This is a genomic window from Sinobacterium caligoides, assembly GCF_003752585.1.
GTDB classification, from domain to species: domain Bacteria; phylum Pseudomonadota; class Gammaproteobacteria; order Pseudomonadales; family Sinobacteriaceae; genus Sinobacterium; species Sinobacterium caligoides.
This window is the reverse complement of sequence record NZ_RKHR01000004.1, coordinates 185,011-210,199: the sequence shown is the minus strand read 5'-3', so window position 1 is coordinate 210,199 and position 25,189 is coordinate 185,011. Positions and strand designations below refer to the sequence as shown.

2 protein-coding genes are annotated in these 25,189 nt (G+C 57.0%); both read left to right on the top strand.

The genetic code is table 11. From position 1 onward, the window contains the following. Window positions 1-260: 260 nt before the first annotated feature. Window positions 261-24,407, top strand: a complete 24,147-nt coding sequence (locus tag EDC56_RS07610) for a putative Ig domain-containing protein (protein WP_123711954.1) — start codon at window positions 261-263, stop codon at window positions 24,405-24,407. A gap of 404 nt (window positions 24,408-24,811) precedes the next feature. Next, on the top strand, window positions 24,812-25,015 hold the full coding sequence (locus tag EDC56_RS07605; RefSeq protein WP_123711953.1) for a cold-shock protein: 204 nt from the start codon (window positions 24,812-24,814) through the stop codon (window positions 25,013-25,015). Window positions 25,016-25,189: the final 174 nt, after the last annotated feature.

The window sequence follows — 25,189 nt, the reverse complement described above, 5'->3', positions numbered from 1 at the left end:
GCTGAGCCCTTCAACCGTCACTTGTTAATGCTGCTTTCAGCAGCGCAGGCGTGTCATCGCAGCTGCGAGCTGAGCCAATATTATCTTCTATGATCAGACGATTAAAATATACCCGCGGCAAGCCGTTTGTTTTTTGTCGTTTTTCGAAAATCACTTATTTTTTTAATTGCTAAAGTCTTCTGGCGCTTTGTTGCGTTGTAGGCTTGTGGATTGATCTATGCAGGGCAGTGGTAGGGGTACTATCACTGTGAGAACTGCTTATGTTACGTATTGCCGTTTCATCGCAAGACGGAAAGACCAAGATTGTCGAACTCAACGAGGGTGAGCGCTATCAGGTGCAGCCCGGTGAGTGGCTGACACGGCTAGGGGGGACTTTTGATGAGGTTCGCCTAGAGCGGGTTGATGATGCACTGGTCGTGATTGACGCCAATAATCAGCAGGTGGTGCTGGCTGGCTTTTTCTCGGCCGGTGGTTTGCTGGTGACCAAGATTATGCTCGCCGATGGTTTGCTGACCGCCCAGCAGTTATTGAATGATCCGCGCTTAATCGACCTCGCCAAACAATCACCTGAATCGCCACAGGGACAGGAGGCCGAGCAGGTGGCTAGCCCCGAAGCCGCAGCGGAGGCTGAGGTGGTGGCCGATGCAGCTGCCGTGAGGAGTGAGCGAGCACCGACACGGGCGGAGCTGAACGATCGCTTTGGCTCATTGATTAACAGTGAATACACGCAGAACGTGGTCGATGATAGCTCGCCGTTGACGATCGCAGAGTATCAGCGTGGTGTCACCACTGACGAGCCGATTACGTTGTCAGCAGCGGAGGGGGCGCAGTCACCCGTACAGCGTGCGGAGTATGTCGCCACGGAAGATCGGGCAGAATTGGCGACACCTATGTTGCCGCCAAAAATTATCGCGATCGATTCACCGCTGGCCCTCGAGAGCATCAGCAATGGCGATGTAGTGGGTCGCGTGGCGGTCTACTCGGCCTCAGTTAATCCGCTGCACTACAGTCTCAGCGGCGCAGGTAGTAAGGCCTTTAGGGTGGATGCCGAGAGTGGCGAGATCATTGTTGCCGATAGCAGACTGATTGATTTTGAGGCGATGCCAGCTTATGCACTGACGGTTCAGGTTGCCGACTTGCACACAGGCTCCTCGGTGGTGCAGGCCTTTAACCTCGGTCTACGTAACGTCGATGAGGCGGCGATGTTTATCAGCCCGGTGACGCGTTTAGCGATCGACGAGAGCGCCGATGGCGAGTCGTTGAGCCCTACCGTCGTGGCGCAGGCGAATCGGGTGACGACGTTGTTGGCCGTCGATGAAGATGGCGACGCAGTTAGTTATGGAATCGCCGCCGGTAATGAGCTCGGGGCCTTTGCTATTGATGCGGTTACCGGCGAGCTGCGTGTCGTCGACCGGAGCGTCATCGACTTCGAGAGTCAGCCGCAGTTCACCCTGGTCATCGAAGCTGTCAGCAGTGGTTTGACGGTGCAGCATACCTTGGTTATCGACCTCATCGACGGCAATGATAGCCCTGTCGTCGACGGTGTAGTGACCTTGCCTTCCGTGTTGGAGGATACGGCGTTGCTGGTGACGGAACAGCAGCTATTGGCGCGCGCTAGTGATGCCGGTAGTGGCCCGGCGATGCGGGTAGAAAATGTGACGGTGGCCCCTGAGATTGGCAGTGTGGTAGCTGTTGAGGGGGGCTGGGTCATTACCCCGGCGCAGCATTACGGTGGTCCGGTGACGATCGCTTACCAGATTACCGATGGTGAGCAGTCGGTTGAGGCGGAGGCGGAGTTAGCAGTGGTCGACACCGCCGATGCTGCAGTGCTGACGTTGACGCTAATGGATCAGGCTGGGCAGGAGAACAACGCGCGTGAAGGCGCGTTAAAGGTGGCGGAAGATGGCTTCTTCACGCTTGATATCAGTGCTCAGAGTGTCGATAGCAGCGAGGCGATCAGCAGTATTCAATTGCTCGGGTTACCGTTGGGTACGGTGATCGATGACGGTGTCGATAGTGTAGTCGTCACCGGCGCGGCGGTGAGCTTAGACGGCTTACATGGTAGCGAAATTCGTGTCACCCCACCCGCGGCTTGGGTTGATGACTTCACCGTCACGGTCGAGGCTACTAGCACCGACTTGAGTGGTGATAGCAGTGTGGCGCAGCGTCAATTTGAAGTGGATATGCAGCCGGCGAGCCGTGCTCCGACGGCGGCGGCTGAGCTGTCTGCAGAAGGTGGAGAGGGCGGCCCCTTTATTCTTACTCAGGCACAGCTGACGGCCGGCTCTAGCGCGGCCAATGGCGGCTTGTTGCTGGCGACTCACCTGCAGGTCGATCCCAGTCAGGCGACTTTAGAGCTGCTGCCTAACGGTGATTGGCAGGTGACGCCGAAGCCGGGCTTTCACGGCGAGCTGACGATTGGTTTTAGTCTAACCGATGGTTATGCCACGACTACGGATATGACCTCTCAGATCAGCGTGAATATTCTCGATGTGAACGAGGCGCCTGAGGTTGTGGGTGTGATCCAGGGCAGCACCACAGAGGATCAACCGTTGCTTCTCACCGAGGCGCAGCTGCTGGGTAATACCACGGATGCTGAAGGTGACTCGCTGAGTATTGTCAATATCAGCGTGCCGACGGCACAGGGCGCGATTGCTTCCGCCGCGGCAGGCTGGGTGCTGACGCCGGCACTGAACTTTACCGGTGATGCGCAGTTGAGTTTCGAGATTAGCGATGGTGTGTCCTTGATTCCGGCCACCGCCACCGTCGATGTTACCGCCGTTGCTGACCCGGTGATGCTCACGATTAACGCCCAGGGAGAGAATGCTGTCAGCGATGCGGTAACGGCGCTACAGGTGGCGGAAGATGGCAGTTTCAGCCTGTCGCTTAACGCAACGGCCAATGACAGTGTAGAGCAGTTGACCTTTGGCCTGGCGAATCTGCCCAAGGGCACGCTGATCGACGATGGCAGTGTCACACTGCTGGTCGGCGACGACGGCAGTGCCGATATAACAGCGCTGCAGCTGGCGAACTTGACGCTGACGCCGCCGGCTAATTTTGCCGGTGATTTTGATTTGCAGATTAACGCTTGGTCGGTAGCGCCAAACGGCGATACCCACTTGGTGAACCAGGCCCTCGAGGTGCAGGTGCTGGGCAGCGCCGACCGCATCGAGGCGGGTGAGCCGGTGCAGTTTAGCGCCGAGGAAGATGTAACACTGGTACTGACCCAGGCCGAGTTGACCGCCAATGCCAGCGATCCGGATGCCGGCTCGACGATCACGGCGCACAGTCTGACGGTACCGGCAGGGTTTACCGCGACGCAGCTGCCAAACGGGGACTGGTCGATTGTGGCACCGACCAACTTTGACGGTAACCTAGTCATCGATTACCTGCTCAGTGACGGCGGCACCGAGACCCTTGATGTCGAAGCCGAGGCGCAGGTCAGCTTCATCGGCGGCAATGATAGCCCGACGGTCGTCGAAACCTTGGTGGCGGTACAGGGCAGTGAGGGAGTGGGCTTTGAGTACCACATTAACCAGCAGGCGTTTAGTGATGCCGATGGTGACAGTTTAACTTTCAGTGTGGCGATGCTCGACGGCAGTGCGATGCCTGCCTGGTTGCTGTTCGATGCTGATACTGCCGTGCTCAGTGGTACGCCGCTGAATGGCGATGAAGGGCTCTGGCCGGTGCTGGTGACCGCCACCGATGGTATGGGACAGGCGGCCAGCACGCCACTGGGGATTGTCGTCGAGGCGAGCAACGAGGGACCGACCGTTGCAGTAATCCCCGATGCACAGGTGGCGACCGAGTCGTTTGCCTTCCATTATGCGTTGTCGGCGAATAGCTTTGCCGACCTCGACCAGGGCGATAGCTTGACACTCAGTGCAACCACCCCCGAGGGGGCGGCGTTACCCGTCTGGCTGAACTTCGACCCTGTTAGCGCTACCTTTAGCGGTACGCCGAGCAGCGCCGATGGTGGCGCGGTGGCGGTACGGGTGGTCGCCACCGATACCACCGGTGATAGTGTCAGCGTCGACTTTGCGATCAAGGTGGCGGTGCTGAACCAAGCCCCGGCGATTGCAGAGCAGGTGAGCGCGCAGAGCGTGGCTGAAGGGGCGGTGTTCTCGCTGCAGACGACAACGTTATTTAGTGATGCAGGTGGCGACATCAAGATCACTGCCAGCCTTGCCGATGGCTCGCCGCTGCCGGATTGGCTCTATTACGATGAGGATCATGGTTGTCTGCGCGGTACGGCGCCGGAGGGCGCCAATGGTGCGCTTGCGATTGTCTTATTGGCCACCGATAGCGAGGGTGAGAGCGTACAGCAGGGCTTTACCCTGACGGTAGCGACTAGCAGTGAGGCGCCGGAGGTGTTTGAGGCCATCGACCATCAACAGGTCTCGGAGGGTGAGGCGTACGAGTTCAGGGTGCCCTCGTCGACCTTTAAGGATGTGGTCGATGGTGAGGTGCTGAATATCACTGCCACGCAGAGTGACGGCAGCGCGCTACCGGACTGGTTACAGTTTGATACGGCAAACCGTACGTTTAATGGGACGCCGGACAATGCCGATGTTGGCGACGTGGCGATCAGGCTCACGGCAGAAGACAGCGATGGTTTCACGACGGCAACGGACTTCTTATTACAGATAGCCGATGTGAATAGTGCGCCGATATTGGGCGAGGCGATTACAGATCAGCCGCTACAGCAGGGCAGTGGCTTCAGCTTCGTCTTGTCGAGTAGCGCTTTTCAGGAGCAGGATATCGGCGACAGCCTGTCTTATTCGGTCAGTCTTGCCGATGGTTCAACACTGCCACCGTGGCTGTCGTTTGACGCGCGCACGCTGACGCTCAAGGGGCGGCCGGGCAACGAAGATGTTGGCAGCTTAGCGTTGCTTGCCACGGCTACCGATAGCGACGGTCTGACGGTGCAAAGCCCCTTCTCACTGCATATCGGCGATGTTAACGACGCGCCGACAGTCACTCTGGCCATTGCCGATGCGGCGGTGCGTGAAGATGAACCGTTTGATTGGACGCTGCCGTCGGCGACCTTCGACGATGCCGATAGCGGCGATAGTCTCAGCTTACGTGCAAGCCTCGCCAGCGGTGAGCCACTGCCGAGTTGGCTGCAGTTTGATGTCGGCAGTGGCCGTTTTAGTGGTACGCCGGGCAATGCCGATGTCGGTAGCTTGGCGATTGTCGTTGTTGCTCAGGACGGGGCGGGTGAGACGGTGTCGTCGAGTTTTAGCCTGCAGATTACCGGTAGTAACGACGCGCCGACGGTGAATCAACCGATGACGGATCTACAGGCGACGGAGGATGTCAGTTTCAGCTTTACGCCGCCCGCTGAGACCTTTGTCGATCAGGACGCTCTCGATGTCCTCACCTATAGCGCGCGAGATGCTGATGGTCGGCCGCTACCGGCTTGGCTCAGCTTAGATGCTGCCACTGGAGAGTTGAGTGGCACGCCGAGCAATGACGATGTCGGTGAATGGCCGATTGTGTTAACCGCACACGATAGCGCAGGTGCCTCCGTCAGCAGTAGTTTTACCCTGCGTGTGAGTAACAGCAACGATGCACCGGAGGTGTTAGAGGGGATTGCTGATGCCATCGCGGCGGAGGGGGCGGCGTTTAGTTATCAACTGCCCGCCGATGCCTTTGCCGATACTGATGTCGATCTACAGGGGGTGGCAGATACGCTGAGTTATAGCGTGACCACCAGTGACGGTGGTGCCCTGCCGGGTTGGCTGCACTTTGATGCCAGTAGCGGCAGCTTCAGCGGTGTGCCTAGCGGCGATGATTTAGGGAGCCTTGGCTTGTTAGTTGTCGCCAGTGATGCCGGCGGCGCCTCGGTGAGTACTGGCTTTGTGCTGACGGTGACTGACAGCAATGTTGCGCCAGCGGTAGGGACGATGATTCCTACCCAGCAGTGGTTGGAGGGAGCCAGCTTTAGTTATAGCTTGGCGGCGGATGCCTTTGTCGATGCCGACAGCGGCGACAGTTTTACCCTCTCGGCGACCCAGCTCGACGGTAGTCTGTTACCGCCTTGGCTGTATTTTGATGCACAAAATAACACTTTTAGTGGCACGCCCGACAACGCCAGTGTGGGCGAGCTCGCGATTCGTCTTACCGCAACGGATAGCGGTGGGGCGACAGGGTTTAGCGACTTTATTATCGCCATTGAAAACGTCAATCAAGCGCCGGTGGTGAGCCAGGTGATTGGTCCGCAGTCGGCGCTACAGGATCAGCCATACAGCTTAAATCTCGCTGAGCAATACTTTACCGACGTCGACGGCGGTGATTCGATGTCGCTCTCTATCGGTACTCTCGAGGGCGGCATGCTGCCGAGTTGGCTGCAGTTTAACCCGCTGACCGGTGTACTCAGTGGTACCCCCGATAATCAGGCCGTCGGTGATGTGGCAATACGGGTGACGGCGACAGATGCCAGTGGCCAGAGTGTGAGCAGTGACTTTAGCCTGCATGTTGCCGATGTGAATGATGCGGTAATCGTCGATAATCGTCTATTGGATCAGCGCGGTGTCGAGGATAATGCCTTTAGTTTTGTGGTGGCAGAGAACACCTTCTACGACCCCGATGGTGATGCCCTGCAGTATCAAGCGACGCTGGTTGGGGGTGGCGCACTACCGAAGTGGCTGCAGTTTGATGCCGAGAGCGGGACCTTTAGCGGCACGCCGAGAGAGGCCGATATCGGTAACATTGCCGTTGCGGTGACGGCCAGCGATGGTTCTGGCAGTATGGCAACGAGCGAATTTTTGATTAATATCGCCAACCCTTCAGGCGCGCCCAGTGTTAACGATGCCATTGCAGCGCAGAGCGCAGAAGAGTTACTGCCCTTCGAGTTTGTGCTGGCAAATAACCTCTTTAGTCACAAGGGCGGGGTGGCACTTTCGGCGACGTTGAATAATGGTTCGGCACTACCGGCGTGGTTGAGTTTCGATCCAATCACAGGGCGCTTTAGTGGCACCCCCCAGGAGCCTGACAGTGGCACGCTAGCGATTCGGGTGCAGGCAGAAAATAATCAGGGCCGGACGAGCTATCTCGATTTCTCACTGGTGGTGGAAGATGCCGATAGCGCACCACTGTTACAGCAGTCTCTGGTTGATCAACAGGCTATCGAGGGGCAGGCGTTTAGTTTTGTGCCGCCGGAGGGCAGTTTTGTCAGCCTCGATGACGGCGATGAACTGCGTTACAGCGCCAGCCTCGCCGATGGCTCTGCGCTGCCAAGCTGGTTGAGTGTGGATGCCTTCAGTGGCCTGCTCAGCGGCATGCCGGATAATGACGCGGTGGGTGACTATGAAGTACGGATGGTGGTCACCGACGAGGGCGGGAGTACGGCGCAGTCGACGTTTACGCTGACTGTCGCTAATGCCAACAGCGCCCCCATCGTAGAGGGAGTGGTGGCGAGCCAACAAGCCTACGAGGATGATGATTTTGATTATCAACTGCCGGCGGAGCTGTTCAGTGATCCGGATAGTGGTGATAGCTTGACCCTGCGAGCCAGCCTTAGCGATGGCCGGCCGCTCCCCGACTGGTTGAGTTTTGATGCGGTGACAGGTCGCTTTAGCGGCACGCCAGGCAACGACGATGTCGGTGATATCGATGTCTTAGTGCAGGCGATCGATAGTGCTTTCGCAGCGGCCTCCCTAGGATTTTCTATTCAGGTCGCCAACACTAACGATGATCCTGTGGTAGATGGTCAGCCGCCTGTGTTAGTCGGTTTCGAAGACGGTGTGTTGATGATCAGCAGTGCAGAGTTGCTCGCGCATGTCAGTGATGTAGACGTCCTCGATACCTTGACCGTAGTGAATTTGTCGGCGGCACAGGGTGTATTACAGCAACTCGAGAGCGGAGGTTGGTCGTTGACTCCTGAGGCGGACTTTAACGGCGATATCGCTCTAACGTATCAGGTTAGTGATGGGGCGAGTGCGATTAACACAACTGCCGTGGCGAGCATCACGGCGCAGGCAGAGACGGCACAACTCAGCGTGCAAGTTTACGATATGGCGTCGCCGATACCGGTGGTACAGGCGGCGCAGGATTTCTCTAATGCTGCCTCAGGCGTGGTGTTTGAGCTGAACTCGGGGCTACAGGATATGGGGGCGGGGCAGGCACTCTACCAGGTTGATAGTGTCGTTGGCTCGGCTTTTGATGACCGCTTCAGTCTCAGTGAATTACAGGCCGGTGGTAGCTATTCCATCGATGGTGGTGGCGGCCTCAATCGTATCGACCTCAGTCACTACCGTAGCGCTGATGCCAGTGTGGACTTTGCGACCGGTGTTGCCGTGATCGATCTCGGTGGCGGTGATAGCGCGTTGATTAACTTCACACACATAGAGCACTTCAGCTTCGACGGTTTTGAGAGCAGCGGCACGGCACAGGGTTACACCGCCGTGGCTGAGCAGTGGTCGGTGCACGGCGATCAATTCAGTGTCGATAGCTCGGGCCATGGCGCCGGCAACCGGGGCATTATGTTGATGGACTACCAGGGCGCTCTTGGTGATCACTATCAGATTGATGCTCAGGTGACGACGCACGATATCGGTGCCTCCGAGCACGGTGCGGTGATTTTCGACTACGTCGATAGCGCTAACTATAAAATGGCCGCGATGAGTGTCGATGGACAATCCTGGCGCTTGCAGGAATATGTCGATGGGGTGCGCATTGATCGTAGTGCAGGCAGTGTCGATAGTGACATTAGCAGTGAAACAGCATTAGATTTCACTGTCGACATCGACGGCAGCCTTGCCTCGATCATCGTCGGCGGTGCGGTACGCGATAGTTATGACTTTGGTAGTAGTTTGTCTGCTGGTGGCATTGGTGTCGCCGCACAGAACTCGCAGACCGACTTTGTTGTATCCGTGCAGACCGATAATTGGTCGCCGATGCTGGCGACACAAGACTATGCGATGCGCACCGATCAGCAGAGCCTTACTACCGCTAATGTGCTGGCGCAGGCCTTTGATGGCGATGATGACACGTTGACGATTACCGGCTTTACTCAGGCACAACACGGTACGGTAACGGACAATGCTGACGGTAGCTTTAGCTATCTTGCTGATGACGGTTTCATCGGTGAGGATAGCTATACCTACACTGTTAGCGATGGCCAGTCGGAGAGTATCGGCACGATCAATGTTTCGGTACAGAGTAGCGCGGCGATTACTATCGATGAAGACGGTGCGGTGGGGCTCGATATTAACGCTGCGCTTATCGATAGCTCGGAAGTGGCTAGTTTAATTTTAACGGGGGTACCGTTAGGGGTGGTGGTTGCCGATGGCGTTAATAGCGTCAGCTCCATCGGTAATCAACAGCGCATTGATATTAGCGCATGGGATAGCACGGCGATTACCCTGACACCGGTCGCGGATACCGCGCCGAGCTTTAGAGTCTTTATCGAGGCCACGGTGAGCGATGGCGATAGCGTCAGTAGTAATCAGTTGTATGTCGATGTGCAGGTCGATCCGGCGAACGATGCACCACTGTTACAGCAGGCCATTACCGACGGCAGTGCCAGTGAAGACCAGCTGTTTGAATACCGTTTGCCGGATGATACTTTCAGCGATATTGATGTCGGTGATCAGCTGACGTTGACCGCGATGTTGTCGACGGGCGAGCCACTGCCTGCTTGGCTGAACTTTAACAGTGCGACACAGACCTTCCGTGGCGTACCGGAAGATGCCGATACCGGCACCCTCGATATTGTCGTCACGGCTGAAGACCAGGGTGGTGCGACAGCGAGCGGTGCCTTTGCCCTGCAGATTCTAAACGTCAACGACGCGCCGGTATTGAGTGGCCCGAGCAGTGTCGATATTGGTATCTACCAACCGGCAGCGACTGTGCTGGGTACCTTTAATGCCGCTGATAGCGACAGTGGCTCATTGGTATACTCACTCACCGATGGTGCTGGCGGCTACTTTACCATCGGCGAGCAGAGCGGTGTGCTGAGCGTCGATGAGAGTGCCGACTTTGGGCGCCAGGGCTTGGCGGATTATAACCACGCCAGCCTGGCACTCGCACTGACCTTCAGCGATCAGCGCGGTGCGGAGGCGAATTTTGACATGAGCGGCCACCGTCATGACGTCAGCCTAAGTGCTGCCGCGGTGACACAAGATGCCGTCCGTGGCAGCGTGCTGAGCTTTGACGGCGCAACCGCATCACTGGGTGTTAATCAGGGAGAGCTGCTGACCAGCGGGGGTCCGATGACGGTGACCACCTGGGCCAACTTCTCCAACCTGGCGGCGTTGGGCGATCAGCGCTTGATGGATTTCGGTAATGGCCCGGAGAGTAACAATATTAGCTTCGGCCGCAGTGGCGACGGCGCTGATCTCGCCTTCGAGGTGACGTCGGCGGGTTATCGCTATCAACTCGTTGCGGAGGATGCTATCACGCAGGGGCAGTGGGCGCAGTTTGCCGCGAGCATCGATATCGATGGCACGGTGGTGCTTTACAAAAATGCGCAACCGTTGACGGATAGCATCAGCGGTGATGTCGTGCGTACGGCACTGGGCAGTGGTGAGACTACCCTCGTCGATGCGATGGCGGTGCCGGAGATGGTGGCACGTACCGGTAATCTGATCGGTCAGGGGGCCGATGGCGGTGGGAGTTTTGAAGGCTTGTTGGATGACTTTACGCTGCATAATAGCGCGCTCCGTGACGACGAGATTGGCACCTTGTTCCAGGCCAGCCGGACTGGCTTGGCGATCGCCGTGCCGGAGTCTTATGCCGTTGAGGTGCAGGTTGATGACGGCGATGGCGGCACCGATACGGCGACGTTATTCGTCGACGTGGAAGGCAATCATGTTCCAGAGTTAGAAACCCCCGTTGCGGCGCAGGCGACACTTGAGGATGCGCCTTACTCGTTCACATTGAGTGCCGCCGTCTTTGATGATATTGACGCCCACGATGTCCTGGTGATGAGCGCCAGCCGCACCGATGGTCGGCCGCTACCGGCCTGGTTAAGCTTTGATGCGACGACGGAGAGTTTCTTTGGGGTACCGGAGAATGATGATGTCGGCGTGCTGTACCTGCAGGTGTTAGCGACGGATCGTCTCGGTGAAACGGCGGCGGCAAGGTTTGAGTTGGAGATCGTGAATACCAACGATACGCCGGTGGTCTTTGGGCCGGTGGCGATGGTGATCAGCGAAGAGGAGAATACGGTACTGTTGACTGAGGAGGAGCTGCTCGCAACCTCGTCGGACGTCGATGTGGGCGATGTGCTGCAGGTGGTCGCGCTGTCGGTCATCGGCGGTGATGTGGTGTTGATCGATAACGGCAACGGTAGTTGGTATCTGCAGCCACAGCCGAGCTGGGGGGGCACCGCGACACTCGAGTACTACGTCAGCGATGGTGAGGAGCAGGTGCTGACCTCGCACACGGTAGAGTTTACGCCGGTGACCGATACGCCGAGCCTGGCCCTTGAGAACGCCATCGCCGCTGGCGATATGACCATCAGTGGCGCCGAGGATGAAGGCGTCGAACTGGATCTCAGTGTCAGCTTGAATGACCTCGACGGCTCGGAGAGCCTGCAGTCGCTGATGATGTCCGGCGCGCCTGTGGGGACGGTGATCACCGATGGCGATGAGAGCTATACCTTCAGTAGCCAGGGGGAGCAGATCGACATCAAGGCGCTGACACTGGACAAGCTCAGCATTGATACGCCGCTCAATTATAATGGTAGCTTTGCGATGGCGGTGACGGCTACCAGTGTTGAGGCATTGACGGCGCTGACTACGTCGACCTCGATTGGCTTTACGGTTGAGGTGGTGGCCGTTAACGATTCGCCGGTGGTGAGTGACAATATCAGCACGGATGCCGTCGAAGATACGCCGATCACGCTCAGCCAGGAGCTGTTACTCAGCACCGCCAGTGATGTCGATTTTGACACCCTTGAAGCCGTCGAGATGACACTCGATAGCGTCCAGGGCAGTGCGACGCGACTCCCTGACGGCAACTGGCAGATTACTCCAGTGGCCGATTTCTTCGGCGATATTGTCGTTCACTATGCCGTCAGCGATGGCGATCCGCTGATGCCTAACGTGCCCGTGCAGGTGCTGCTCAGTGTTGCCAATGTCAACGACGACCCTGTGCTCACTCTCGTGCCGGAAGAGGTCGATGAGAACAGCGTCGAAGGTACACTCGTGGCCCAAGTGAGTGTGGTGGATGTCGATGGTGATACCGTCACCCTGAGCCTGAGTAACGATGCCGGCGGGCGCTTTGTGATCGATCCAGCGAGTGGTGCGGTGACGGTGGCCGCGAACAGCGACCTTAACTTCGAGGACAGTGAAGAGCATCTCGTGGTGGTTCAGGCAAGCGATGGCACCGTCGATGTGACGGCGAACCTGTTAGTGAGCCTACAGGACATCAACGATGTGCCGACGATCGAATTGCCGTTGATCCCGGCGCCTGTGGGCGAGGATAGCGCAGCGATCTTGCACTACGATCTCGCCGTCGGCAGTGACGATGAGGATGGTGATGCGCTGGTGCTGGATAATTTCTTTATCCTCGCGGGTAACGTCGCGGCTATCTCGTTAGCCGACGATGGTCACTCCGTCGATATTGCACTGTCTTACTACCAATCACTCGCCGTCGCCGAACAGGCAGAGATCACCTTGAGCTTCGACCTAGTCGATGGTCGAGGCGGTGCGGTCGAGCAGACCTTTAACCTGACGATCATCGGCAGCAACGACGGCCCCGTAGTTGGCGGTGTGTTAGTGAATTCGGTGACCGATGAGGATGCTGCGTTTAACTACACCATCCCGACGGGCAGCTTTACCGATGTCGATATCAGCGATGGCAATGCTGTGTTGACTGCGACCAGAGTGGACGGTTCGGCGCTGCCAACTTGGCTCAGCTTTAATGCCCTAACAAATAGCTTTAGCGGTGTGGCGCGCAATGAGGATGTCGGTAGTTTAGTGGTGCGGGTAACGGCCACCGATATGCAGGGCGCGACGATACATAACGATTTCACACTCACCGTGTTGAATACCAATGACGGACCGGTGGTGAGCCAGGTCACCGTCGATGGTGAGGTCAATGAGACGGAGCCCTTTAGTTACACCTTGGCGGCGGACACCTTCAGCGATGTCGATGTCGGCGATAGTCTGACGCTGAGTGCAGCCCTGGTGACTGGCGCGGCGCTGCCGAGCTGGTTGAGCTTTGATGCTGCGACGGCCACCTTCAGCGGCACGCCAGACAATGATGCCAGTGGTAGCTATGCGATCCGGGTAACGGCCACCGACGAGAGCGGTGCCAGTACTAGCAGCAGCTTTACCCTCGATGTCGATAACGTCAATCAGTCGCCGACGGTATCGCAGCCGCTCAGTAACAGCCTGGCCACGGAAGATATTAATTTCACCTACAGCGTGCCGGCTAATACCTTTGACGATGCGGACTTCGACAACGCCGATACCTTGACGTTAACCGCGACGCAGGTTGATGGCAGTGCGTTGCCGGCCTGGCTCAGCTTTGATGGTCAGAGCTTTATGGGTAAGCCGCTCAACGATGATATCGGCACGCTGAATGTTCGGGTGACCGCGACGGATAGCTTTGCCGAGACGGTCTCGGCTGACTTCACCATCGTCATCGATAACGTCAACGATGCACCGGTAGTGCTCAATAGCCTGACGGCACAGACGGTGGCCGAGGACAGCGCCTTTTCCTTTGTGGTGCCAGCGGATACCTTCGATGATGTCGATGCCGGTGATAATTTAACCCTAACAGCAACGCTTGTTGGTGGAACGGCACTGCCGACTTGGTTGAGCTTTGATAGCGCGACTCAGACTTTCTCGGGTACCCCGCTGAACGACGATGTAGGCACGATTGCCGTGCAGGTGATGGCGACCGATGCCAGTGGTGCCAGTGTCAGCAGCCACTTTAACCTCGATGCCACCAACACCAATGATGACCCTGTGGTCACAGCCGATCTGGTGTTGAGCATGGATGAAGACACTTCGCTGACGCTGACCCAGGCAGAGCTGTTGGCATTTGCCTCCGACGTCGATGTGGGGGATACCCTGACGGCGGTGATCGGTCCGCAGGGCAGCCTGACTGTCGTCAGTGGACAGGTGTTAGATGCCTCGGCGGGGCAGCCGGTCGCCGGTGCCGTGATCACGCTGAATGATGAGGCGGGGAATGAGAGTACCTCCACCTCAGCGGCTAACGGTGCCTATACCGTGTCGGGCTTGGTTTCTGGCGAGGGGGTGGTGAGTATCGCCGTCGATGGCATGATCTCCTCAACCTATACCGTGACCGAGGGCGAGACCGTCGACGGTGGTACGACGGCACTCTCAGAGGCGATGGATGTGACCGATATGCGGGTCGTGCTCACCTGGGGCAACTCGCCTGCCGACTTGGATAACCACCTGTGGATCTTTGATCTCGAGAGTGGGGCGCAGCTCGATCGTATTTACTATCAAGATATGAATTACAACCTCGGCGATGATGTCGTGCAGTTGGATGTCGACGACACGAACGGCAACGGCCCAGAGACGATCTCCATCCCCAACTACGCCGAGGCCAACTTCCATTACGCCGTGCATAATTACTCGGATAATACCTGGTTGTTCCCCGAAACCGATCAGGTGGAGGTCGACCTCTATGTCGGCGAAATGCATGTGCAGCGCTTTAGTCCTCAGATACCGGAGGGTATCAATGGCGCCTACTGGAATGTCTTTAATGTCGTCGATGGCTATTTGTTGGCCGACAACAGCGCCGGCGGCTCTAACGCTTTTACCTTACCCACGGGGGCCGAGATCGCCGTCAATCCAGCGGCCATTAATATCGCCGAGCTGATTAATGGTGGCGGCGAAGGCGGTGGCAACGGAGAGGGTGGCGGTAATGGCGAAGGCGGTGGCAACGGAGAGGGTGGCGGTAATGGCGAAGGTGGCGGCAACGGTGAGGGTGGCGGAGAAGGCGGTGGCAACGGCATCACCGAGGTCACCATGGCTAACGGTGTCATTGTGGATAATGGTGATGGCACCTATACCATCACCCCGGCCAGCGGTTTCCATGGCGAACTAGAAATTAGCTACAGTGTCAGCGATGGTACCGTCACCGTCCCAGCGACGATTGATTTAACCGTCAATTCTGTCAACGACGCGCCGGTGCTGGCGAATGCGACCGTCGATGGCAGCGTGGCAGAGGGGGGGACTTTTAGCTATACCTTGCCGGCGGATACCTTCAGCGACGCCGATACCGGTGATACGCTGGTGATCAGTGCGGCATCATCGGATGGCGAAGCGCTACCTAGCTGGCTGAGCTTTAATGCGGGCACGGGCGAGTTTACCGGTACACCAGGCAGCGATGATAGCGGCAGCTACGAGATTCGAGTCACCGCGACGGATGACAGCGGAGCGAGTGTCGACAGTGAGTTTACGCTGACGGTGAATAATACCAACCAAGCGCCGACAGTGGCGGTCGCCATCAGTAATACCTTGGTCTCCGAGGAGGCGGCGTTTAGCTATACCATTCCAGCAAACACCTTTACCGATGCCGATTTCGATAATCAGGACAGTTTGACGCTGACAGCGATACAGTCTGACGGCAGTCCGTTGCCCGCCTGGCTGAGCTTTGACGGCAATAGTTTCTCGGGTATACCGGCAAACGATGATGTCGGCGTGCTGAACCTCCGAGTGATTGCTTCGGATAGTTTTGGCGAGATGGTGCACGCAGACTTTACTCTGACGGTCGTTAACACCAACGACGTCCCCGTGGTGGCCAATGTCGCCGTCGATGGCTTGGTGAGCGAGGGAAGTGCCTTCAGCTATATTCTTGCCGCCGATACTTTTTCCGATGTCGATGCCGGCGATAGCCTCACCCTCAGTGCCGAGCTGAGTAACGGTGACCCGCTGCCTGCTTGGCTGAGTTTTAATGCCGACAGTAGCGCCTTTAGCGGTACGCCGGGCATGGATGATAGCGGCGCGGTTAATGTTCGCGTCACGGCCACCGACAACGCCGGGGCGAGCGTCAACACCAGCTTCATCATCAGCGTCAGCAACGTTAACCAGGCTCCGGTGGTGGCGGTGGCGATGAGCAACCTGCCGACGACGGAGGATGCGGTATTCAGTTATACCGTACCGAGTAACATCTTCAGCGATGCCGATAGCGATAACGGCGACAGTCTGACGTTGACGGCGACGCATGCCGACGGCAGCGCGTTGCCCGCCTGGCTCAACTTTGATGGCAGTAACTTTACCGGTACGCCCACCAATGCCGATGTCGGCGTATCGAATCTGCGGGTGACCGCCACCGATAGCCTCGGTGAGACGGCACACGCCGACTTCAACTTGACGGTCATTAATACTAACGACGGTCCAGTGGTCGCTAACGTCGCGGTCGATGGCTTGGTCGATGAAGGCGGTGTCTTCACCTATACCCTCGCAGCCGATACCTTTACTGATGCAGATGCCGGCGATAGCCTCACCCTCAGCGCCGAGCTCAGTAACGGTGACCCACTACCGGCCTGGCTGAGCTTCAATGCGGGCAGCGGCGCCTTTAGCGGAGCACCGGGCATGGATGACAGCGGCGCGGTCAATGTCCGCGTTACCGCTACCGACAGTGCCGGAGCAAGCGCCAACACCAGCTTTATTATCAGCGTCAGCAACGTTAACCAGGCACCGGTGGTGGCGATAGCGATGAGCGATCTGCCGACGACGGAGGATGCGGCCTTTAGCTATACCGTACCGAGTAACATCTTCAGCGATGCCGATAGTGATAACGGTGATAGCCTGACGTTGACGGCGACGCATGACGATGGCAGCGCGCTGCCCGCCTGGCTCAGCTTTGATGGCAGCAATTTTACCGGCACGCCCACCAATGCCGATGTTGGTGTATCGAATCTGCGGGTGACCGCCACCGATAGTCTCGGCGAGGCGGCGCATGCCGACTTCAACTTGACGGTTATTAATACTAACGACGGCCCCGTAGTGGCTAATGCTGCCCTCGATGGGCTCGTGAGTGAGGGAGAGGCTTTCAGCTACACCCTAGCGGCAGACACCTTCGTCGATGCGGATGTTGGCGATAACCTCACTCTCAGTGCCGAGCTGAGTAATGGTGACCCACTGCCGTCTTGGCTGAGCTTCAACGCGGGCGGTGGTTTCTTTAGTGGTACGCCGGGTATGGATGACAGCGGCGCGGTCAATGTCCGTGTGATCGCTACCGACAGTGCCGGGGCTAGCGCCAACACCAGCTTTATTATCAGCGTCAGCAACGTCAACCAGGCACCGGTGGTGGCGGTGGCGATGAGCAACCTGCCAACAACAGAGGATGCAGCCTTTAGCTATACCGTACCGAGTAATATTTTCAGCGATGCCGATAGTGATAACGGCGACAGTCTGACGTTGACGGCGACGCATGCCGACGGCAGTGCGCTGCCCGCCTGGCTCAGCTTTGATGGCAGCAACTTTACCGGCACGCCCACCAATGCCGATGTTGGCGTGTCGAATCTGCGGGTGACCGCCACCGATAGTCTCGGTGAGACGGCCCATGCCGATTTCAACTTGACGGTCATTAACACTAACGACGGTCCAGTGGTCGCTAACGTCGCCGTCAATGGCGCGGTGAATGAGGGGGCTGCCTTTAGTTATACCCTCGCTGCCGACACCTTTGCCGATGCGGATGTTGGCGATAGCCTCACCCTCAGCGCCGAACTGAGTAACGGCGATTCGCTGCCGGGCTGGTTGAGTTTTGATGCCGCCAGTGCCACCTTTAGCGGGACACCGGGCGGGGATGACAGTGGCGCGGTCAATGTCCGTGTGATTGCTACCGACAGCGCCGGAGCGAGCGTCAACACCAGCTTTATCATTAACATCAGCAACGTCAACCAGGCACCGGTGGTGGCGGTGGCGATGAGTGATCTGCTGGCGACGGAGGATGCGGCCTTCAGCTACGGTGTGCCGACCAGCATCTTTAGTGATCCCGATACAGATAATGGCGACAGCCTGACGCTGACCGCGACTCGCACCGATGGCAGTGCGCTGCCGGCTTGGCTCGGTTTCGATGGCATTAACTTCTCCGGCATCCCGTTGAATGCCGATGTGGGCACTCTGGCTGTGCGTCTTACTGCCACCGATACGCTTGGTGAGACGGTGAACAGTGACTTTAATATCGTCATTGGCAATACCAATGACGTACCGGTACTCAGCAATGCGGTCGCTGAGCAGACCGTTGCCGAAGACAGTGCGCTCAACTTTGTGCTGCCAGTCGACGTCTTCAGCGACGCCGATGCGGGGGATAGCTTGGCCATTACGGCGACACTGTTTGGCGGTGGGGCACTCCCGGCTTGGCTGAGCTTTGATGCCGAGACGCAGACTTTCACCGGTACGCCGACCAACGACGATGTTGGCACGATTCAGATACAGCTGACGGCCACCGATGATAGTGGCGCCAGTGTCGCCCACCAGTTTAACCTCATCACCAGTAATACCAACGACGCGCCAGAGTTTGTTGCGGCCTTGGCTTACAGCATCGATGAGGGCGGCGTTATCACGTTGACCCCGGCACAATTATTGGCCAATGCGGTGGACGTCGATGACGACACGTTGTCGGTGTTGAACCTTGCGGTGGCGGCACCGGCTGCGCTGACGGCCAATGGCGATGGCAGTTATACCATCACGCCGCCGGAGAACTTTAACGGTGATCTCAGCGTCGATTTTGATGTCACCGACGGCATTGCGACGGTGGCGAGCACGGCGCTGCTGACGGTCAATTCGGTGGTGGATAACATTGTCGCCAACGACGACACCGGTAATGCGACGACCGATCCGGCCATCCGTCTCGATACGTTGCCTGAGTACGGCACCCTGCAATATCAGGCGGGTGATGGTTCGTGGCTTGACCTCGTGGTGGGGCAGCCTTACGCGGTCGATACCGTGCTGCAGTTTGTGCCAGATGGCGATGCGGTACGGGAAGATAGTCGTGATATCAAGGTCGGTAGCTTCGACAGTAATCCTGACACCAGTGCCTTTAATGGTACCGTTCAGGTTAGCGATTGGGGGGTGGTCAATGGCGATACCGCCGTCTATACCGATGGCAACCTGGTGATTACGACTCAGGTCTCGTCGGGGGTATTGACCGCCTGGAATCTGGACGGCTCCGGGGGGCACGGTATTGGTAACCAGACCAACACGGGCCTCAGTGAGGGTGAAATACTAACCGTGACGATCGAGGGCGAGGCGATTAACCAGATCACCTTCGCCGTCGATGGCTTAGGCGGACTCTTTGATGAGAGCAGCAGTAGTGCAACAGAGGTGCTAATCCGTGCTTATGATAACGGTGGCGGCCTGATCGGCTCACAGGGAGGCTATCGTCAGTCGGGTGATTATCAGGATAGTTATCAGTTCACCACCGATATACCGGTGCACCATTTTGAACTGACCACCGCGGGCAGTAGCGGTAACTATGTTGTGCAAAACATGACGCTGTCACGGACGGCCTCGGCAGAAGTGTTCTTAACAACGATACAGCCCGATAGTAGCGAGACGGTCAACTCGACGACACTCAACCTGAACTACGATACCGCTGACGATATTGTCAGCCTGGGTGATGAGCTGGTGGTGGTCGACGAGACGATTACGGAGACACCGTTCAGGGTTGATGAGGACGGCCAGCTGACCATCCTGGCAGCGGACCTATTAATCAACGATATCGACATTGACGGTGGTGTTGCCTCGATCAGCGCGGTGACGGCGACGGCGGACACGCACGGCACTGTCAGTATTAATGGTGCGGGCGATGTGCTCTATACGCCAACGGCTGAATACCACGGCCCGGCTAGTTTTGAGTACACGGCAAAAGGCGGCAATAACACCGAAGACAGTGCGACGATCTCGTTGACCGTACTATCGGTGAACGATAGTGCTGTCGTTGCCGACCACAGCTTTACGATGAATGAGGATTCCGCTTTTACCATTACAGAGTCGTTATTGCTGTCGGGCGCCAGTGATGCCGATGGTGATGAGCTGAGTCTTACTGAGATCTCTTATGCTGGTAGCGACGGGGTGTTCAGTGATAATCAAGATGGCAGCTATGAGTTTGTGCCTAACCCTGATTTTAGTGGTGCCGTGACCTTGAACTTCTCGGTCGACGACGGCCTCAATACGACGGCAGCGACCATCGCTTTGACCGTGAACGAGGTCAATGACTTGCCTACCGCGGCAACGCCTGCGACAGCCTCAGTCGATGAAGATACGCCGTTAGAACTTACCGTGGCAGAACTGTTGGCCGGCATCACCGATGCCGAGGGCGCGCAGCTGAGTATCAGCGGTGATGTGACCGCCGATTATGGCAGTGTCGTGCTGCTGGAAAGCGGTAACTATCAGCTGACCCCGGACAATCATTTCGCGGGGGCATTGGCACTCAACTACAGCGTCACCGACGGTATTGACGATGTGGCGATGACGATGGCGGTGGAGGTTAACGCGGTCAATGATGCGCCGGCAGTCTCCTCTGCCGTGCCGTTGATTATCGCTACCGATGGCAGCTATACGTTGACCCAAGCCGGGTTGCTACAGTTTGCCACGGATGTTGAGGATGATGCCCTTACTGCGGTGATCGGTGACCAGGGCAGTGAGACGACCGTTACCGGTCAGGTGCTCGACGCCACCAACGGTCAGCCGGTGGGCGATGCCACGGTGACCTTGAGTGATAATTCTGGTCACGAAAGCTCAACCACCTCTGCGGTCGGCACGGGTAACTACTCGGTCACCGGGGTAGTCAGCGGCGAGGGCTCAGTCACCATCGAGCAAGACGGTATGATCTCGGCTAGTTACAGCGTCACCGAGGGCGAGACGGTGAATGTGGGTACCACGGCACTTACCGGAGTATTGCTACCCACGGATATGCGGGTTGTTTTAACCTGGGGTAATACGCCTGCCGATCTCGATAACCACCTGTGGATCTACAACACCGAGACCAGTGCAGAGTTAGATCACATCTATTATCAGGACATGAGTCACCCACTTGGCGATGGCACAGTGGTACAGGATGTCGATGATACCAATGGTAATGGTCCGGAGACGATTACCGTACCGAATTATGCCGAGGCCAACTTCCATTACTCGATCCATAATTACAGCGCCAATAACTGGAACTTTGCCAGCATCGATGAGGCGAGGGTCGACCTCTATGTCGGTGACACCTTGATCTGGCGCTTCTCCCCAGAGGGCCCTGGCGCAGGTTCACACTGGCACGTGTTTAATATCGTTAACGGCATGGTCAGCTCGGATCACACCATCAGCGGTGAAAACGGTTTCACCCTGCCGACCAATGCAGAGATGTTGGCAGACCCCAATGCGATCAATATTGCCGATGTATTAAACGGCATCTTGAATCCGCAAATCGGCGGTGGCGGTGGTGATGGCGGCGGTGATGGCGGCGGTGACGGCGGCGGTGACGGCGGCGGTGACGGCGGCGGTGACGGCGGCGGTGACGGCGGCGGTGATGGCGGCGGTGACGGCGGCGGCGATGGTGGCGGTGACGGCGGCGGTGATGGCGGCGGTGATGGTGGCGGCGATGGCGGCGGCGATGGCGGCGGTGACGACGTCACGATCACCATGGCCAACGGCGTCATTACCGATCACGGTGACGGCACCTATACGGTGACGCCGACCGCAGGGTTTAGCGGTGATTTCGTCATTAGTTATAACGTGGATGATGGTCAGGGTGGCGTCACTCCGGCACTGGTTGAGGTGCAGGTAGTCAACGATGGTACCGCCGTCACACCGCCTTTCGTGGTTCTCGATACAGATGGTGATGCACAGCCTGCACTGGTGGTAGAGCAGAATTACACCGTGAGTGAAGATGCGCTGGCGGCGACGAGCCTGGGTGCACAGACAGTACCGGTGCCGCCAGAATCGAACATCGTCATGCTGTCGGGCAATATTGACGGTGCCTTTGTTATTACGGGCAATGAGTTGCTTGTGGCGAATGCGGCTGCGATCGATTATGAGCTGCGCCAGAGTTTCGTTATCAATGTACAAGTAACAGATGCTGCCGGTCAGGTCGACACGGCGGTGTGGACGGTCAACGTCACCGATGTCAACGAATCGCCGCAGGCTGTCGATGATACGTTCTCAGTCTCGGCGAGCGCGACGCTGTCGGCCAACGTATTCACCAGTAGCGGTATCGATGTAGAGCCTGATGGTGCTGATGCGTTAACCGTGACCGCGGTCATGGGCGATAACGCCGGGGTTGGGCAGGCGTTGAGCTTTGCCGGCGGCAGCCTGATCGTCGATGCTAATGGTGCCATGAGTTTTGATGCGACGGCGGCTAATGTCGGTGTTGATAGCTTTACCTATACCGTGACCGACGCCGATGGGCTCAGTGATACGGCGACGGTGACGCTGCAGGTTAATCATGCGGATGCGCCGGCACACAGCTTGCCGGATACGCAGCAACTGGTCGAGGATAATGTCCTCGAGTTCAGTAGCGCCAACGGTAACGCTATCACGCTGAGCGATGCAAACAACAGCAGCTTGATGACGTTGACCCTAGCGATACCAGAGGCCAGCGGTATTTTAACGTTGGCCACGACGGCTGGGCTGACAGCGGTCACCGGCAACGGTAGCCACACGGTCACCATCGAAAACGGGAGTTTAGTGGATCTAAACAACGCTCTCGATGGCTTGACCTTCAGTGCCGCCCATGACTTCAACAGTGGCGATGGTGGCGAGGTGGCGCTGTCGATCAGCAGTCACGATGGTGGCTATAGCGTGCAAGATAGCGTGCGTATCGATGTCGCGGCGGCTAATGATAGCCCGACTATCGCCTCGCGCAGCTACATCAACTTCGATGACCGTGGTAGCTACATGGACTACGTCGACTTTAACGCTTCTGTCGGTGCGTTTACGGGTCAGGATACCGGCACCTTGGCGATGTGGATTCGCATGCCGGATGTGCCCAACGATAACTATCACGGTATTTTCTCCGTCGCCAGTAGCTCGGCCACGGGTGGACGCAGTCAGTTGATTGCCGGCGCCTTCAGCGATCACTATGCCGATGAGAGCCTCACCTTCACCGCAGCCGACGGCAATGGCAACAACCTATGGATGTCGTTCCGCAAGGGGCATGATTATCTGTTTGACGATCAATGGCATCATATCGCCGTGGTTGTCGATGGGGCGGCTAACCGGATGTATATCGATGGCAGTGTGGTCGATGTGAGCTTCAAAGAGGGCAGCTCTGCTTCAACGGTGTTTATGCCCGATAATGGTCAGGCCAACCTGGGTACCTTAGGCGGCCTGCGTGATGCCAGTACGGAGGAGGCGGCAGCTGGCGCCGGTGCCGGGGAACCACGCTATGGGATGGAGGGTGCTATTGACGATGTCGCCCTGTGGAGCGATGGCTTGACCGATCTGCAGGTACAGCAGATTGTCGATCATGGTGCGGCGGCAGTGAGTAACAACCAGCAACTGCACTGGAACTTTGATGAGGGCACGGGTTCGACGGTGCTCGATCAGTCGGGCAATGGCAATAATGCGACGGTACAAGAGTGGCAGAATGGCAGTGTGGTCGGCGATGCCGGTAATTGGACGGCGGCAGCACAGCTGAGCTACCAAGAAGATGCGGCTGCGACACCGGTACATAGTACGTTGGTGATTGCCGACACGGACGATGGTTATCTAACCGGAGCAACCGTAACGATTAGCTCTGGCTTAGTCAGTGCAGAAGACATCTTGCACTTCGAAGATACCGCCTTTATCAGTGCGAGCTATGAGGCTGCGAGCGGTACCCTGACATTAACGGGCGTGGCGACCTTGGCACACTATCAGGCGGCACTGCGTTCGGTGAGTTACCGTAATAGTAACGATACCGACCCGGACAACGGTCGTCGGGTGATCGAGTATCAAGTCAACGATGGTGATGACGTGTCGACGCCGATCGGCGCCTATGTCGACGTCAGTGATAAGCCGGTGATCGAGATGACGGCAGGCGATGATACCCTGACATTGAGCGGGCAGAGCACAAGTGACTATGACCTGCTGGCGGGCAGTGACCGAGTGCAGTTCGATAACCAGGCGGGTGAAGACCTACTCAGTCATGATGGCAGTTATATCGCCGCCAATGTCTTAGACTTCTCTAACACGGCGATGCCGGACCTGAATAACATCGAGATGCTGGAGCTGCGTTCGGCCAATGGAGGCTTTGCCGAGCAGAAGGTGCAGATGGACATTGCCGATATCCTCGATGTCACCGATGACAGTAATACTTTGATCGTGACCAGTAGCGATGGAGCCAATACCCACGCAATAGCGATCACCGATGGTGATGGTGTCATGGTCAGTGCCGGTAGTACGACTGTCGACGGCCAAGATTATGCCGTCTGGCAGGGCGGTGGCGCGACACTGCTATTGGACGACAGTGTGGAGATGTTTAATGGTGGTGAGTTTATCTAAATCGCGGCGCCGGCAACAGGTGATGGCATGATGTTTTTAACCGAATCAGTAGCTTGGCGGCGATAGTTTTGTTGTCGTCAGAGCGGGTGGGGGATGTCTGTTGTGTTCATCAGTGGGAAAGGGGGGAAATAGAGGGGCTAAATAGGTGTCTATAATCCCCGATAACGTACTGAATGGCATTAAATTGTCATCATTATTTAATGCTTTATGATGAATACCCATTGACGTCTGAATTTGGCCGTATATAATTCGTTTCAGCTTGAAAGTTAGTTTGATATTTATGCACACCGTTCGATGCTAGTTTTAGCTCTTCGTCCTGCTCTTCATAAGTAATCGCACGCTCTCTGGCGAATTAGGTCTTAATGATAAGACTTCATTTACTCTTGAAATTTTAGGATATTACTATGTCTACTACCGGTACCGTTAAGTGGTTCAACGAAACTAAAGGTTTTGGCTTCATCGAGCAAGAGAACGGCCCAGACGTTTTCGCTCACTTCCGTTCAATCAACGGAACAGGCTTCAAAACTCTTGTTGAAGGCCAGAAGGTTAAGTTCGACGTGACTCAGGGCCAGAAGGGTCCACAAGCTGAGAACATCGAAGTTATCTAATTTTAGATAACTGTTTAAGCGGCCTACGGGGCGCTTAACGCAGAAAGGCAAATCCTACGGGGTTTGCTTTTTTTTTGCCTGTTTGAAACGTCTATGCTGTAGTTTGTTAGGTTAGTGGGGCGATATCACGAATCATCTCTCGTTGGTCTTCATAACAGCGGGCAATAGGCTATC

Coding starts and splice junctions, on each gene's coding strand:
- EDC56_RS07605 (WP_123711953.1), top strand. CDS start 24,812: ATGTCTACTACCGGTACCGTTAAGTGGTTCAACGAAACTAAAGGTTTT.
- EDC56_RS07610 (WP_123711954.1), top strand. CDS start 261: ATGTTACGTATTGCCGTTTCATCGCAAGACGGAAAGACCAAGATTGTC.